Origin of the sequence: Novosphingobium chloroacetimidivorans, assembly GCF_014204535.1 — a bacterium.
GTDB classification, from domain to species: domain Bacteria; phylum Pseudomonadota; class Alphaproteobacteria; order Sphingomonadales; family Sphingomonadaceae; genus Novosphingobium; species Novosphingobium chloroacetimidivorans.
Genome location: NZ_JACHLR010000039.1, coordinates 1 through 14,895, shown reverse-complemented (window position 1 = coordinate 14,895; position 14,895 = coordinate 1). Strand labels below are relative to the sequence as shown.

Here is a 14,895-nt window from a genome sequence, read left to right as displayed (position 1 = left end):
TCCGATGGCAGCAGTCCCGCAATCACTTCCCATTCCTCGTCTGTCAAATCACCCCGAGCCATTGCCACTCCCGCAAAGAGCAGCTTTGAATCAGATGTCAGCCTGTCTGGGAATCCACTTTGTCAACGTGGCCTAGTAGGGGGCGAAACCATCAAGGCTGAGATCGTCCACCGTAAGGTCAACGCCATCGAGGCTGAAGCAGGTCATGATGATCGCCCCTCCCATCGCACGACCATCACTCGCACAAAGCACAACGTCACCAGCGCTACTGTGACGATCAGAGGCAGGTAGGCCGCCACCGCATCACCAATCGCTGGGACCGAACATCTAGATACAGTTGCATAGACCCTGCTCATTTCGCGAGCACGTGTGCAACTCGGCTAGAATCTAAATGAACCCGACTAAGAGAAAGACGCGGTTCCACGACTTGATATAATCTCTAGCATTATGAATGGTGGTGTCGCAAGCAGATTAGCCACCCTTCGTCACCTTTCTCAACTTGTGCCCCGTCAAGTTCAGCTAGCCATTCCAACCACAAGAGGCTCCATCTGCTTCGCGACCTATGACCTCGATCACCCACCGGACCACACCATCATCGTCGCACACCGAAAGTTCCCAATGTTCGTCCGTCCAAAGCCGAGCGGGTTGGTCCTGGAGTAGCTCACCCATCCGGGCCGATGCCTCGACACCTACCTGCGCGAGGTTGTCTAATACAACGCGGCGGGAGAAAAGCAGATGACTTGGTGAACGAATTTCGAACTGATAGCGAGGCATAATGGATCATCCAGAGCGCCGATTAACGATACGCATCGCAGGCAGCTATGTTCCAAACCGCATTAGGCGCTTGTCATGTTTACCACAGCGGATGGTGAACTGGTGCGCGACCGGTGAAGATGGCGGTCAATGCGGCCAAAGCCATACACCGACTGCGAGGATCGTCACCGCCCAGGTGACCATCTCGTTGCAGCGCGCAATTGCGGATACGCGCATAGGGTATTGTCGATACGATCGAAGATCGTGTACCGCACGAAGCGCGGTCCGTCGGCTTTTGGTTTCACTAGATCTTGTCGTGCTATCCCATGCAGAGTTAGCAAGTAAAACTTAAGTCACTTTGAATCACCAAGGCCACAGCACGACAGCGGTAGTCACAATAGCTGTCAGCCAAATGGCGACTTCTATGCTCCACGAGAAATCTTCTTTCAGCGTCAGCGCTGCGACTGGCATGGCCACCCTCCCCCTAACGGACCTCCCCGTCCATTTGTCTACGCTATGATAGGGGTATTAACACGAGGTAAACGCGACAACATGGTTCCACGCTACGATACAAATCTTTCGTGATCAAAGGCCATGGCGAACCTTGAGACCTTGCCTTGGTTGAACTATCGCACCGACTGTCGCCATAAGAGGAGAGCGCATGCCGCTTCCACAGAGTCTAGTTGAACTGACCACCGAGATCGTCACCGCCCACCTGTCGCACAACGGCGTAACAGGCGATTTACTGCCCGAGTTGATCAAGAATGTTTACGCGGCGCTCGCAAGCTTGGGCAACGAGCCCAAAGCGACTGCGGAAGCGTCGAATGCGCCAGAACCAGCGGTAACCGTTCGCAAGAGCCTTTCCAATCCTGATAGGATCATCAGCATGATCGACGGGAGGCCATACAGTAGTTTAAAGCGGCACCTCACCAAGCACGGCTACACACCCGAATCATATCGTGCCGCCTTCAATCTCCGGCCAGACTATCCGATGGTCGCACCCGGCTATGCGGCGCTACGCAAAGAGTTGGCGGTCAACATCGGGCTCGGACGGAAAAACAGCCGCTGGAACAAGATCGAAGAAACGCCTGATGGTGCTGTAGACGATCAAGAGACGCTTCCGCGCGACGAGCCCATCGCAGTGCCAGAGAACGCTCCAACTAAGGTGCGCAGGCCACGGAAAAAGGCGGACACCAACAAAGCACCTGAACAGCGGAACGAGCCTGTGCCAAACGAGACAAGCGGCGCTGAATAAGGCTACACGAGCCGCGATTAAACGGGCTTTACGTTAGTCACGGAAGGCTGCGGCTATGATCATGCCCTAGCCTTTTTCTATTGCCCGTTCGATTCTTGTCGAAAAATCCAGCAGCACGCTTCTAGTGCGGTTTCTGACCCGTATAAATCAGCAGGGATTTACAAGGCGCTAGAAGTCTGATTCACGATGCTTGCTGGAATGAAGGCCAGCAAAGCATAGATCAACCAATACCAATGGAATCGCGGCCGCGTTATTGGCGGCGAATGATAGTGGGACGAGCAGGCGGGCGGCGGCGGCGCGGCATGGAGTGGCTCCTTCAACCGCGATCCGCTGGCAAGCTCAGCAAGCAGCAACGGACAGCTTTCGCGGCCAAGCCTCGGGGCGGTTACATGCGGTCGCACCGGATCGAGGAGCGCCGCGGCGAAGTGCTGGCGCTCTGGGAGGCACAGCAGGACATTACGCTCGACGACTTGCGCGTGGCGCTGGGCGGCATCAGCCTTTCGGTTGCCAACTCGACGCTGCAACGTTTGTTTGCACGCCACGGCATCACTTGGGGAAAAAGACCGGGCGCGTGATCGAACAAGACCACCGCGACGTCCCGAGGCAGCATCAGGCCTGGTTCGATGGCTAGGCCGCAGACCCATAAACAGGATTCCCAAACCCGCTAATGCATGATTCAGTTTTCCGGCAAGCAGATGGGCATGGCACGTTTTGATCTGACGGACTTCGAGTGGTCGGTGATCGAACCGTTGCTTCCTACGAAGGTGCTTGGCGTGAAGCGGGTGGACGACAGCCGGGTCCTGAATGGCATTCTCTGGCGGCTACGCACGGGAGCGCCCTGGGCAGACATTCCGTCGCGCTATGGACCGCATACGACCTGTGTGAACCGCTTCAATCGGTGGCGGCGTGCGGGGCACTGGCAGAGGATATTGGAAGCGGTGTCAGCAGCTTACGAGGGCGACGTGCAGATGATCGACTCCTCGTCGATCCGGGTTCACCTGCACGGTGCCAACGGCAGTAAAAAAGGGGATCCGGTTGCATGGTCGCTCGCGCGGCGGCCTGACTACCAAGATCCACCCGCTGGTGGATGCCAATGGCATGCCGATCGCCCTCAAACTCACCGCCGGCCAGGCGCACGATGGTCGCAGTGCCGCCGGTATGCTCGACACCCTGGCCGATGGCGACGTGCTGCTCGCTGATCGCGCCTATGACAGCGACGCACTCAGGATCGAGATGGCGGCGCACGGCGCATGGGCCAACATCAAGCCCATGCCGAACCGCAAGCGTCGACCGATCTTCAGCACCTTTCTCTACCGATACCGCAACCTCGTCGAGCGCTTCTTCAGCAAACTTAAGCAGTTCCGAGCCGTGGCAACCCGCTACGACAAGCGCAACGACACCTTCCTCGCCTCAGTCCAACTCGCATCCATACGCATCTGGCTTAGGCATAATGAGTCGGTGGCCTAGTGCGATCTTGATCCCGACCGCTTGGTGTTCATCGACGAGACCTGGACCGCGACCAACATGAACCGCACGCATGGCCGCGCTCGCCGAGGCGAGCGGTTGCGGATGGGCTTCCCGCATGGCCGCCGCAAGACCACGATGTTGGTGGCAGGTCTGCGCATGAGCGGGATGATCGCGCCGACGGTGCTCGACGGACCAATCAACGGCGACTGTTTCGAGGCCTACGTCCCGCAGATGCTCGTGCCCGAACTCAGCCCTGGCGACATCGTTGTTATGGAGAACCTCTCCAGCCACAAGCGCCGATCGGTCCTCGCGATGATCGAGGACGCCGGCGGATCCCTGCGCTTCCTTCCGCCCCCTGGCCTTCGCCGGGGCAGGCTCGATAGCCCCGACTTCAATTCCATGGAAAAGCCTTCCTCCGCCTCAGGCCATGCTCAGGAAAGCGGGCGAGCGGATTGTCACCGGTCTCTAGAGCCTCATCGGCACACTCGTCGATCTGTTCCGGCCTGACGAGTGCGCCAACTACTTCAGCTGGAAACCCGTAAAAACCGGTGTTTGGTAGCTTGGCGGGCTGACGTCGGTGCTGCTGGTGCTATCGAACGCGGGAGGGCGAGCTTTTGGTTGGTTTGCGAAGGCATTCCAGGCGCCATTGGCCGGTCTGCCTGGGTTGAAGACAGAGTCATCCCATGCTTTCGCGGCGTTCATGGAAGATCAGCCTGTTGAAGTTGTAGGCCAGGTTGCAGAGGGTCAGCTTCGCTTCGGCTCGCGCCAGGCCAATGGTGCGGATGAACAGCCCGAACCGGTTTTTTTGATGGGCAAAGACATGTTCGACATGAGCCCGGATCGAGGATTTCGCAGCATTGGCTCGCGCGGTCGCCTTCGTCATGGGCTTGCCCATGGGTTTGCGCCGGTGGATGCGGGATGTGAGCATCCGATCGGAGAGCCACTTCTCATTACGCTTTGACCGATAGGCGCTGTCTGCCCAGACTTCGGAGCCGGTGTTGTCGGTGCTCACGACGTGGCGCAGGAGGCGCCCGTCGGCGGCCGATGCCGAAGTCACCGCCATCTCTCGGATGAAGCCGAAGTGCCGGTCGATGCTGATATGCGATTTGTAGCCAAAAACCGGCAGCGCAATCATGGGCAATGGCGTGCCGTTCTCGCGATGGCGCACCTTACCGCCGACCTTGAGCGTCCAGCGCGCATCGGTGTCTTTTTGCGCGGCCTTGTTGGGCTCGTTTGGCCAGATTGCCTTCGCGTTCTTGCCCGTCTTGATCGCCTCGCGCTCGCCTTCCGTGTTCCACTGCTTGGGCGCGGGCACCAAGGAGGCATCCACAATCTGGCCTGACATCGGGGTGTAGCCCTTCTTCTGGAGTCGCCAGTCGAAGGCCTTCATCACCCTCTTCAGCGTCCCGGTCTCGGTCAGACGGTTGCGAAAATGTCGGATCGTATTCTCATCCGGCGTGCGATCGCCGAGTGACAGCCCAAGGAAGCGCAGCCAAGTCAGGCGATCCCGGATCATGAACTCCATCCGCGCGTCCGACAGGTTGTGCTGCGCCTGCAGGATCAGCGCCTTGAACATCATTACCGGATCGAACGCCGGTCGCACCCTTGGCACCGTCGCCGTAGCCCAAACCCTCAATGAGCCAACCTCGGAAGTACTCGAAGTCCACCGTCTGCTGCAGAACCTCAAGCGGATCGCCGTCCTTGCTCAACGCTTTAAGATGATCGCTAAACTGAACAGGGACTTGGGATCCACCACGGCTCTCCATCATCGCTCCCGTTCAATGAATCATCACAGCTGCCGAAACGCTAACGGTTTTTGCGGGTCTCGAGCTCTTGTGGCTACGATCCAAACTAATCAGAATCCGCTCTAAACAACTTCATGAAGACCGTCTTTGGACTTTACAGGCAAAAACGTGGCCTGCTTGCTGAACAGATAATCGATTCAGTACATGAGGAAGAATGGTTTTATGAAGGGTATTTCTAGACAGCGAAGGCTAATTTCTTTGTGTTCGGTGACAAGCCGATATCATAAAGTTTGTTGTGCCTGTGATCGCCCTACCTTACTGCGAAGACGATGTTCAACAGAAATTCTCGGAGGTTGGGATGAGCTTTCTGACAACCACTCAAGCTAAGGGGATTGCAAAGACGTGTGATAAGTTTGACCGCCAGATATGGCAAACATGTTTCTGGCGGTGATCCTGAAAGAGGCGCGGCAAGATCCGCGGAATTATCCGTTGTGATGGTTGAGCAAGGGTAACTTGCTAATGCTCGCTCAATCCTAGAAACTATCATGAGCAACACCATTAAAGTCACCATCGACACCTCTGCCGTCTAATTTGACTTCAAGTAGAACGCCAAGCTGTCAGGCGAACTCAAGACCGCAATCGTGCGGTTGATCGATACTTCCCTTGTCGTTTGCAGCAAACCTCTTTTGGGTTAATTTTTGTACGCCGGCGACCTTGTGCGCAGGAAGGTTGTCGAGGACGAGAACGTTGCCTAAACTGAGGGCTGGTGTAAGGACATGCTGGACATAGGTGCGGAAGGCATCGCCATCCATTGCGCGGTGTAGCACCTAAGGCGCGGTCATGCCGGTGAGACGTAGCCCAGCAACGAAAGTCATCGTGTTCCAGTGCCGAAACGGCGCTTTGTCGCGGCAGCGTTCGCCCACTGGAGACCAGCCATAGAGCCGAGCCATCTTCGTCTTCACCCCGGTCTCATTAAGAAAGACGAGGCTATCAGGGTTGAGGAAGAGCTGTGCCGCTCTTGCACAGCTTGCGGCGCGCGGCGACATCCGGCCGGTGGTGCTCGGCGGCTCGCAGCGCTTTTTCTAAGGACAGCCCGAGCCGGCTGGCTGCATTCCAGATCGCTCCGGTGCTGAGCTCGACGCCGTGCTCCACCAGCCGCCATGACTGGGCTTGCGCCAGCGTCACCCCCGGTCGCGAGCGGATGTGCGCCGCCAACGCAAGCTCCTGCCCCCCCCGGACAGCTTGCGAGGCGCATGTCCGCTCTTCGGGGTGATCCTTGCGTCGCCGGTCGTAAGGCGACGGATCAATGCCTTGTAGATGTGGGCCATACTTACCTCGAAGGTCGCAGCTGCTTGCCGAACCCGCACGCTGCGATCCACCGCCTTCAGCACTCGATCACGCAGATGCTGCGAGTAGCTCTGACCAGACCGCCAACCCACTGCCGCCTCCATCACATCGGCGGCTATGAATCACAGGACCATCGTCTTGAAAACCGCTCTCCGATCCCGCTCGTCCTGGAAGTTGCTCTAAATAGCTGATGGAGCATCGAAAGGCAAAGTTAGACGATGGGCCGCTCGCGTTTACAATACTGCCCACGAGCAGCCACCTTGTAAGGCTCCACCCCGATCCGATCAGCAATATGACTGGATGATTGTTGTGAACGAACTCGATGACGGTCGCACGCTGTTCCTGACCGGATGGATGGGCAAGCCGCTGTCCGTAGATGATTGGCATAACGCTGCGGCAGCACTTTGCCTGAAGGCAAAAACAGTGACATGGAAGCGAGCGCCGGGCCACGCAACACTCCACGAGAACCGGCCTAATGTTCATCACGAGATGCGCATCGCGCCGCCATCCTAGGCGGCGTGGACAAATTATTCGGAACCGATCAGGCGGTCGTGCATCGCAAAGTCAGGATTTGATCCGCGTGGGATGCATGGCGTTGCGCTTGACCCACTCATCTACTTCTCTGAAGCTTTCGGGATACGGCTCGGCCTCGGGAAAGCTCCTGTAGCTCAGAAGCCGAAGCCTGCTTCCCACAGTCTGCGGAGCTTTTCCCGTTGCTCGCCATCGCGCTTTTTGGGCACGCGGAACGTGCGCCCCATTAACGCGAGGGAACTTCCGGATTCCGGACAACCATGCGCGATGTCGCTTGCGCGTTTCCAAATTTCTGGCAGGCGAAACATGCGTGAGCTATAAGATAATCGGACCTCCAAAGTAAGGCCGCACCTGCGGGAGCAGAATAACGCGGTTGCCGATGGCTTTGCGCACTTCCATCCGATCATGTTTTGCCATGGCCTTTCTCATCCAACAGAGAGTGCCGCAACGATGCGCAGTTCGTAATGCACGAGCAGGATTGACGGGTTGGCCGTTGGTTGCTTCAAAAAGGCTACATTTTGGAGGTAGGCTTGAGCAGGGGCGATCTCACCGAAGCGGAATGGCGCATTCTGAAGGGTTTATTACCCATTGAGCCTGAGAACCGTGGCCGAGGCAGACGGCCCAAGCAGAACCGTTCGATCATTAACGGCATCCTCTGGCGGCTTCGATGTGGCGCGTCATGGCGCGACGTGCCGCCCAAATACGGTAGCTGGAACACCATCTATCGACGGTTCCGGCGTTGGAGTGAAGCCGGTGTCTGGGAGACGGTCGCGGTTACACTGGCCGAGGTCATGGCGGACAGCGGCCATTACAGCATCGGCAGTACTACCGTTCGCGCCCACGTCTCGGCAGCGGGCGGAAAAGGGGGACTCATCGATGAGCTCTTGGCCGCTCGCGGGGCGGGTTCACCAGTAGCTTCACTGCCTGGCTGATGCCCTCGGACGACCGCTCGCCTTCCACCTGACGGTCGCGCAAGCAGCAGACTGCAAAGCATATGACGCGCTCATAGGTCTGCGACTTACTTCCCGATACGGGCGGTGTGACGTCATTTTGACGGGCCGGGATCCAATAGGCCCTGTTGGAACGCGGTCAATGCTAAGAAAAAGTTCCCCATACGATCACATGAAAGCGATACTGGAGCCAAAAGCCAAGCTACTTTTCCACTGCGATCGGGACCGCGATGAAGCTCAAGACTCTGTCGAAGAGCAAGGTGCAAACTTTTGGTTAGCCTTTCCCCGGAGAGTCGCGAAGCTCGAAGGCGCTTACGCCGTCCAGTGACACCGTCGGCCTGCGCGAAGCTCACCGGAGAGTGCGAGTCTCGATTTGGAACGAAACTGATTTGCAGTAGTTATAGACTGGTGACTGCGCTTGGTCGCCACCGAGTCGCACTCTTGAGACTCCGCGCCCCGGATTGATGAAGCCTCCGTCCGGCGCGCACTCTTTCCCGCTGTTTTTGCTTGAATTTATTTCCTTAGGAACTTGGGACATTGTAGATCATTCTACTGCCGCCTCTCTCTGTCATCTTAAAGAGGCACTTACGCGAACTTAGCACCTCAGTTTTTCCGACACGCCGACCGGTCTGAAAAATTGAGGTGTTCTTTTTGTCCGCTGCCAATCTGTTGTTGCCGGATCGCTGAAGACAGGGCTCGTCCTAATCGCCGGAAGGGCCGCGAGCGCACGCCGCCTTGGTGGACCGGCATCTGTCGGACAGGCGCGACTGGCTGCCTGGCGGTGACGAGCCAACCTTCGCGGACATCACGATGGCGGCCGCGATCGCCTTTCCCAACTTCCCGGTGAACGCCACGCCGCTCGACGAGGGCTTTGAGCATGATGACGGCTGCTCAGCCCTGGATGCCCCGCCGGCCTTCCTTGCCGCCTATGCCGATCCCAACAGCGGCGTGCCCGAACTGGATAACCGGACCTGAAAGCGCAGCCTCCAAAAACGCCTGACCCTCAACATACACGTACTAACGAAGGGAAATCATCATGCCGTTCGCTCGTATCGACCTTAACAAAGGCGAAATCTGAGTATCGCGCCACGCTGGCCGACGTAGTGTATCAGGGGATGGTCGCGGTGCTGAAGGCGCCCGATGGCGACCGCTTCATCGTCGTCACGAGCACGAGACCGAGAACCTGATCTACGACCCAAACGTCTTGGCCTTTCAGCGCACGCCTGATTTCGTCCTGATCTGGGTCATGAGCACCGTCGGCAGCGACAAGGAGTCAAAGTTCACCTTTCACCGCTATATTGCCGGCAAGCTGGGCGTGCGACACGACAATAACATGATCAACAAGGTGTTTGTTGACAAATCGGGTTGGTCGTTCGGCAACCGCCAGCCTTCGTGATTGAACGCTGACGATCGGGATCAGCGATGAACCCTGCTATGCGTGATTTTTTAACGGTTCATCGGGTACGCAGAGAGCGAGGGCTGAGGAGCAGCGCAGTGCAAGCCATGCCGTTTCAAAATTATGAGAGTGCTGTTCTTGAGGATAGGTGCGGCGCGCGATTCCGAGTGGCGATCTCTGCATTGCTCGACCACAACGACGACCCATATCCCGTTTTTGTGACAGACCTAAGCGTGGCCGGATTTGCGGCCGAGATAGCGGTTGAACTACCCGTCGGCGCTTTATGCCTTCTTCGACTTCCAAACAGTGTAGCAATGCTGTCTTTCGTTGTATGGGCCGACGCCGGAACTGTTGGTTGTTCCTTCAATCGACTGCTCGATCCCGAGACATTGCAACGCCTATTGAAGTGGTGGCGCGACTAAGGTCTCAGGGCTTGCTAGTCCCGGAAGGGCGTCGAGCTCGGCCTTGACTCGGCTCCTGCCGCCGCTCTTGGCAAAGCCGATGATGCTGGCACCAGCCGCACCGATGCCGTTAATGCCGGCTGCGAGAAGCTCAAGCTGTTGAGCCTGCCCCCATAGCACGTTCATCAGCAGGCACAGAGCCGATCGCAAAGTCGAGTGCCCACTGCATTTGCTGCTCGCCTGAAGCCCGATTACAATGCGAGTGATTAATACCGCCATCATGCAGACCACCGTGGGCCCGGCAGGCACGAGACCTTGGGTATCGGTCCGAGCCAGTCGCCGCGCGTTGCACGCGCTGCTCTATCTTCGCCGCACCACCGAGACGGCGCGGCGAAAGGCCAAGCTCTTGCTCCTGACGGTCGGCCTCGGACCCCGCCTCGCGCATGGCGGTGAAGTATGGGGTGAGCCGAGCAATCACTTGCCAGGCGCCGCGTTTCGGCTTCAGCACCGCACCGTTCTCGGCGACCTAGCTCGAGCAGCGATCAAACACCATGTAGGCGAGGACCAGGCGCTGGATGGCGCGGGCATTGTCCGGAACGAGCAGTTCTCGCTCCTTCATCTCTGCCAAAATTCGCCGCCAGTGCTCGCCAGCCGCAGCAAGCTCGATCTCGTCACTGAGTAGCAGCATCCAGTCTGGGTTCGGAACGATCGTGCCGGTACCGTCGATAGGGTAACAGTCATTCGCAACCCCTTTCGGAGCAATTGTAAGCATCCGGTGAGTATCGCAGCGGCTTGAGGCGCGATCCGGGTGAGGCTGTCGAGTGCGCGATTACGCGGCGACCGGCAGCTGTGTGCGACTAGCCTGCCAATTCCACGGGAGCAGCTCATGCAAGCGCTGCTGCGGGATGTCGGCGATGCGGGTGAGGACGTCGGCAAGCCAGGCTTGCGGGTCGACGTCGTTGAGCTTGGCGGTGGTGATGAGGCTGAACATGAAAGCAGCGCGCTGACCGCCGCGGTCGGAGCCGGCGAAGAGCCAGGCTTTGCGGCCGATGGCGATGCCGCGCATCGCGCGCTCGGCGCAATTGTTGGTCAGGCAGATCCGACCGTCGTCGAGGAAAGCGGCGATCGCGGCCCAGTCCCTAAGCATGTAGTCCATGGCTTTGGCGACTTCGGAGGAGCGTGAGAGGCTCGAGCGCTGCTCGATCATCCAGGAACGCAGATCGTCGAGCAGAGGCGCGACGTGCTGGTCTCGGGCGATCCGCCGCTGCTCGGCGCCCTGGCCGGTGATGGTCCGCTCGAATGCGAAGACGGCATCGATGCGGCGCACGGCCTCGACAGCGAGAGGGGCGATCACCGGCGAGCCCTTGCGGCGCTTCTTGAGCTGGGTCTCGGCATCGGCCAGCTCAAAGAAGTGGCGTCGTGCGTGCGCCCAGCACAAGGCCTGCTTCAGCGGCTCGGGCTGCCGATCTGGCCGGAACAAGCCGTTGTAGCCGGCATAGGCGTCTGCCTGGAGGATGCCGGACCAGCCCTGCAAGTGAGCGAGTGGATGCTCGCCGCGCCGATCGCGAGAGTAGTGGTAGATGGCTGCGGGCGGTGCTCTGCCACCGAATGGCCGATCGTCGCGCACGTAGGTCCACAACCGAGCCGTGTCGGTTTTGCCGCCCGCCAGCACCGGAATGGTCGTGTCGTCCCCGTGAAGCCGCTCACCGACGAGGGTGTGCGCCTCGATCAGGCGGTAGAGCGGCATCAGCGCCGCAGTGCAAGCGCCGACCTGGTCAGCTAGCGTCGTTAGGCTGAGCTCGACACCCTCGCGAGCATAGCGATCCCGCTGACGGTTAAGGGGCTGATGCGCGCCGAATTTCTCGAAGAGGACCATCGCCAGGAAGCTGGGGCCGAACAGACCACGCGGCGTCACATGGAAGGGCGCGGGCGGCTGTGTGATCCTCTCGCACTCCCGGCAGGAGAATCTCTCACGGACGGTCTGAATGACCTTCCACTGGCGCGGGATCACCTCCAGCGTCTCGGTCACATCCTCGCCAAGCCTGGAGAGACGATCGCTGCCGCATGCCGGGCACGAGCACGGCGCCGCAATGACGACGCGCTCGCGCGGGAGATGCTCGGGCAAGGGTTTGCGCGCCGGTCGTTTACGCGTGAATGCGGCGACACTCGCGCCAGCAGCGGCGAGGCTCGCAAGCACCTCGTCCTCGCTGGCGGATGTCTCCAGCTCCTCGAAGCCTAGCTCCAGCTGGTCGATCAGCTGGCGTGCACGCTCGGAGCGCTGGCCATACAGAGCACGCCGCATCTTTTCGTTTTGGAGCTCGAGGAAGGCATTGCGGGCTTCCAGATCAGCGTTGATCGCCTTGACCCTGGCAGCATCTGCCCGAGCCACTGCCAGCTCGGCCCTGAGGGCCTCGAAGTCTTCTGGAGCGGGTGAGCCAGCGGCATCCATGACCAGCAAGGAATCACAGAAAACCGCGGATTTGAAGCACTAAGTGCGCCTGTGTGCGAACAATATGCGGACCTAACCAGCGCTGGTCGGACGCCAAGTGTATCGGGGGTTACGCCAGTCGACACCCTCGAGCAAACAGGCCAGCTGCGAACTCGTCAGCGACACCGTCCCATCCTTTGCCGATGGCCAGATGAAGCGACCTTTCTCGAGCCGTTTGGCATAGAGCGACATACCAACCCCATCATGCCAGATGATCTTGACCAGAGAGCCGGCCCGTCCGCGAAACACGAACAGATCGCCACCATGAGGATTGCGTCCAAGATCTTGCTGCACCAGCAGCGCCAAGCCTTGCATGCCCTTCCTCATGTCGGTGTGGCCCATGGCGATCCACACACGCGCTCCGGCAGGGATCACCGCAGAGCCTTGAGCGCCGCGGCCACCAACGCGGGCGAAGCCGACGCGAAGATGCTCACCCGCCGGTCGCGTGCAAGATCTACGACAATCAGCGGACCTAACGTCGGCGTCACAGCTCCACCGTCCTGGATCACCGCCTCAGCAAAGCCTGGGCTGGCAAGCTCGGGTGCTGCCCGCTCAACCCCCGCCTCGCGAAGCTTGCGACGCCAGATGTAGATCAGCGCTGTCGAGACATCGTACCGCCGAGCAACCTCGGCCACGCACGCTCCAGGCGAGAAGGCGTCCCTCAAGATTTGCAGCCGCTCGTCGTGGCTCCAACGCCGGCGCCGCTCGGGCTCTGACATCACCGTGACCTGCCCCATAAACCGCTCCTAAGTGCGCTCTTAAGAGCACTCCTAAGAGCGGTCGCTCACTAGCCGAGCAAGGCGGGCCTCACCGAAGGGGTACGAGCAATTTTTTGATCTGGTTTTTGATCTAGTTGGGTACGGAGGTACCTGCTGGTTGGGAGGGCCGCCCTTCCAGAGTTCCGATATGAGGATGGTCTGTTCAGCTGACACCACCGATCCGGTTAAAGATCAGGCGGTTTCGGACCTGCGAGTCACGTCCACCAGAACGTGCACCTTCTCCATCCAGACCTCGTCCCGCACGTCAGGGTTAATCTAGATGTCGCCAAGCTGTTGAGCACCGCCGAGCCTGCGAGGCCCTCGTCAGAGTCGTAGGTTCACACATCCCGTTGCTCCACGCCGTCCAGCCAAAGGATCAGCGTCGGACCGATCTCAAGATTGTCGGCACGATGGTCTGGGTCGTTCGGGTCAGTGGAAGAAGCAGGCAGGATCGATGTCAATGACCAGTCGGTCAATTCACTTGCCCTAGGCCGCAGACCCATAAACAGGATTCCCGAACCCGCTGATGCATGTTGCAGTTTTCGGGCAAGGAGATGGGCATGGCACGTTTTATTCTGACGGACTTTGAGTGGTCGTGATCGAGCCGTTGCTTCCTACGAAGGTGCTTGGCGTGAAGCGGGTGGACGACAGCCGGGTCCTGAAAGGCATTTTCTGGCGGCTACGCACGGGAGCGCCCTGGGCAGACATTCCGTCGCGCTATGGACCGCATACGACCTGTGTGAACCGCTTCAATCGGTGGCGGCGTGCGGGGCACTGGCAGAGGATATTGGAAGCGGTGTCAGCAGCTTACGAGGGCGACGTGCAGATGATCGACTCCTCGTCGATCCGGGTTCACCTGCACGGTGCCAACGGCAGTAAAAAAGGGGATCCGGTTGCATGGGTCGCTCGCGCGGCGGCCTGACTACCAAGATCCACGCGCTGGTGGATGCCAACGGCATGCCGATCGCCCTCAAACTCACCGCCGGCCAGGCGCACGATGGTCGCAGTGCCGCCGACATGCTCGACACCCTCGCCGATGGCGACGTGCTGCTCGCTGATCGCGCCTATGACAGCGACGCACTCAGGATCGAGATGGCGGCGCGCGGCGCATGGGCCAACATCAAGCACATGCCGAACCGCAAGCGTCGACCGATCTTCAGCACCTTTCTCTACCAATACCGCAACCTCGTCGAGCGCTTCTTCAGCAAACTCAAGCAGTTCCGAGCCGTGGCAACCCGCTACGACAAGCGCGACGACAACTTCCTCCCCTCAGTCCAACTCGCATCCATACGCATCTGGCTTAGGCATAATGAGTCGGTGGCTTAATCCAAGAATGCGTTGGATTGAACGGCCTGCCATCGCGGATCGTGCCGTGCACGATACCGCTACGCTCATCGCGCTGAATCTCGCCATCGTGCTGTGGCTTGCACACCGACTCCCAGTTTTTGCGATTTTAGAAAAGCTTTTGGTCGCCAAGGTGCGGATGCGGTGATTGACGACGGTGGCAGGTACCGCCCTGTTCTAGAGCACTTTCACCATGACCGTTGATAGGCCGCGGCATGGAAGAAGTTGGCGCTCGTTGGGCAAGAAGCGATCGAGCAGGCTGCCGATACGTTCGACGAGGCCGTCGACAGTTCGCGCGGGCTCCTGCCGTAAGAGCGCCTTGAGCTTGGAGAAGGCCATCTCGATCGGGTTCATGTCTGGGCTGCAGAGCCTGCCCCGGCGAAGGCCGGGGGCGGCAGGTAGAAGATCTGGGCACGGCGGTCGGCGATCGCCTCGCGGATGCCGGCGACCTTGTGCGCGG

16 protein-coding genes and 5 pseudogenes are annotated in these 14,895 nt (G+C 59.3%); 12 read left to right on the top strand and 9 right to left on the bottom strand.

Translation table 11 applies throughout. From position 1 onward, the window contains the following. A partial coding sequence (locus HNO88_RS22105) for a hypothetical protein (protein ID WP_221420151.1) occupies positions 1 to 291 on the top strand: 291 nt, incomplete at its 5' end. Between the two features lie 228 nt (positions 292 to 519). Here HNO88_RS22105 and HNO88_RS23105 read toward each other — a convergent pair. Next, positions 520 to 774, bottom strand: a complete 255-nt coding sequence (locus HNO88_RS23105; RefSeq protein WP_376768795.1) for a DUF6894 family protein — start codon at positions 772 to 774, stop codon at positions 520 to 522. Positions 775 to 1,414: 640 nt separating this feature from the next. Between HNO88_RS23105 and HNO88_RS20955 the strand changes: the two genes are divergently transcribed. The 4 genes and pseudogenes from HNO88_RS20955 to HNO88_RS20940 all read left to right on the top strand — a co-directional run. Beyond that, on the top strand, positions 1,415 to 2,008 hold the full coding sequence (locus HNO88_RS20955) for a Ros/MucR family transcriptional regulator (protein WP_184250565.1): 594 nt from the start codon (positions 1,415 to 1,417) through the stop codon (positions 2,006 to 2,008). A 389-nt stretch (positions 2,009 to 2,397) separates the two neighbouring features. Further along, on the top strand, positions 2,398 to 2,583 hold the full coding sequence (locus HNO88_RS20950) for a hypothetical protein (protein WP_184250562.1): 186 nt from the start codon (positions 2,398 to 2,400) through the stop codon (positions 2,581 to 2,583). A 120-nt stretch (positions 2,584 to 2,703) separates the two neighbouring features. Next, a protein-coding gene (locus HNO88_RS20945; RefSeq protein ID WP_376768796.1) for an IS5 family transposase occupies positions 2,704 to 3,475 on the top strand; the annotation gives its coding sequence in 2 pieces (ribosomal slippage) (positions 2,704 to 3,048 and positions 3,050 to 3,475; 771 coding nt in all). Positions 3,476 to 3,478: 3 nt separating this feature from the next. Further along, positions 3,479 to 4,034 (top strand): annotated as a pseudogene (locus tag HNO88_RS20940) (transposase); the annotation flags it as partial. A 117-nt stretch (positions 4,035 to 4,151) separates the two neighbouring features. Here HNO88_RS20940 and HNO88_RS20935 read toward each other — a convergent pair. From HNO88_RS20935 to HNO88_RS20925, 3 genes and pseudogenes are all read right to left on the bottom strand, one after another. Then, positions 4,152 to 5,241 (bottom strand): annotated as a pseudogene (locus HNO88_RS20935) (IS5 family transposase). Between the two features lie 596 nt (positions 5,242 to 5,837). Continuing rightward, complete coding sequence (locus tag HNO88_RS20930) at positions 5,838 to 6,032, bottom strand: hypothetical protein (protein ID WP_184250559.1); 195 nt, start codon at positions 6,030 to 6,032, stop codon at positions 5,838 to 5,840. 178 nt (positions 6,033 to 6,210) lie between these two features. Further along, complete coding sequence (locus HNO88_RS20925; protein ID WP_184250555.1) at positions 6,211 to 6,435, bottom strand: hypothetical protein; 225 nt, start codon at positions 6,433 to 6,435, stop codon at positions 6,211 to 6,213. A 441-nt stretch (positions 6,436 to 6,876) separates the two neighbouring features. Between HNO88_RS20925 and HNO88_RS20920 the strand changes: the two genes are divergently transcribed. The 6 genes and pseudogenes from HNO88_RS20920 (at position 6,877) to HNO88_RS20895 (ending at position 10,527) form a co-directional block, all read left to right on the top strand. After that, positions 6,877 to 7,080, top strand: a complete 204-nt coding sequence (locus HNO88_RS20920) for a hypothetical protein (protein WP_184250552.1) — start codon at positions 6,877 to 6,879, stop codon at positions 7,078 to 7,080. Between the two features lie 548 nt (positions 7,081 to 7,628). Next, positions 7,629 to 8,030 carry an IS5 family transposase gene (locus HNO88_RS20915; RefSeq protein ID WP_221420150.1) on the top strand — a complete coding sequence of 134 codons (402 nt, stop codon included), beginning with the start codon at positions 7,629 to 7,631 and terminating at the stop codon, positions 8,028 to 8,030. A 756-nt stretch (positions 8,031 to 8,786) separates the two neighbouring features. Then, positions 8,787 to 9,023: a glutathione S-transferase domain-containing protein gene (locus HNO88_RS20910; protein WP_184250549.1), complete on the top strand. Its 237-nt coding sequence runs from the start codon at positions 8,787 to 8,789 to the stop codon at positions 9,021 to 9,023. Positions 9,024 to 9,213: 190 nt separating this feature from the next. Continuing rightward, positions 9,214 to 9,444, top strand: a pseudogene (locus tag HNO88_RS22100) (tautomerase family protein); the annotation flags it as partial. A gap of 26 nt (positions 9,445 to 9,470) precedes the next feature. Further along, on the top strand, positions 9,471 to 9,866 hold the full coding sequence (locus tag HNO88_RS23100; protein WP_376768794.1) for a PilZ domain-containing protein: 396 nt from the start codon (positions 9,471 to 9,473) through the stop codon (positions 9,864 to 9,866). A gap of 325 nt (positions 9,867 to 10,191) precedes the next feature. Further along, positions 10,192 to 10,527, top strand: coding sequence for a hypothetical protein (locus HNO88_RS20895; RefSeq protein ID WP_184250542.1), 336 nt, complete (start codon positions 10,192 to 10,194; stop codon positions 10,525 to 10,527). 147 nt (positions 10,528 to 10,674) lie between these two features. Here the strand turns inward: HNO88_RS20895 and tnpC are convergent, their stop codons facing one another. The 4 genes from tnpC to HNO88_RS20875 all read right to left on the bottom strand — a co-directional run bounded on the left by tnpC (position 10,675) and on the right by HNO88_RS20875 (position 13,567). Beyond that, entirely contained in the window at positions 10,675 to 12,294 is a 1,620-nt protein-coding gene (gene tnpC, locus HNO88_RS20890) for an IS66 family transposase (protein ID WP_184250539.1), read from the bottom strand. A gap of 72 nt (positions 12,295 to 12,366) precedes the next feature. Then, entirely contained in the window at positions 12,367 to 12,687 is a 321-nt protein-coding gene (tnpB, locus tag HNO88_RS20885; protein WP_312857149.1) for an IS66 family insertion sequence element accessory protein TnpB, read from the bottom strand. A gap of 17 nt (positions 12,688 to 12,704) precedes the next feature. Continuing rightward, positions 12,705 to 13,052 (bottom strand): IS66-like element accessory protein TnpA, encoded by a 348-nt coding sequence (tnpA, locus tag HNO88_RS20880; RefSeq protein WP_246382252.1) that lies wholly within the window; start codon positions 13,050 to 13,052, stop codon positions 12,705 to 12,707. Positions 13,053 to 13,429: 377 nt separating this feature from the next. Further along, complete coding sequence (locus tag HNO88_RS20875; RefSeq protein WP_184250531.1) at positions 13,430 to 13,567, bottom strand: hypothetical protein; 138 nt, start codon at positions 13,565 to 13,567, stop codon at positions 13,430 to 13,432. 78 nt (positions 13,568 to 13,645) lie between these two features. Between HNO88_RS20875 and HNO88_RS20870 the strand changes: the two are divergent. Next, a pseudogene (locus HNO88_RS20870) lies at positions 13,646 to 14,417 on the top strand (IS5 family transposase). Between the two features lie 195 nt (positions 14,418 to 14,612). Here the strand turns inward: HNO88_RS20870 and HNO88_RS22785 are convergent. Then, positions 14,613 to 14,798, bottom strand: a pseudogene (locus HNO88_RS22785) (hypothetical protein); the annotation flags it as partial. Positions 14,799 to 14,895 lie beyond the last annotated feature (97 nt).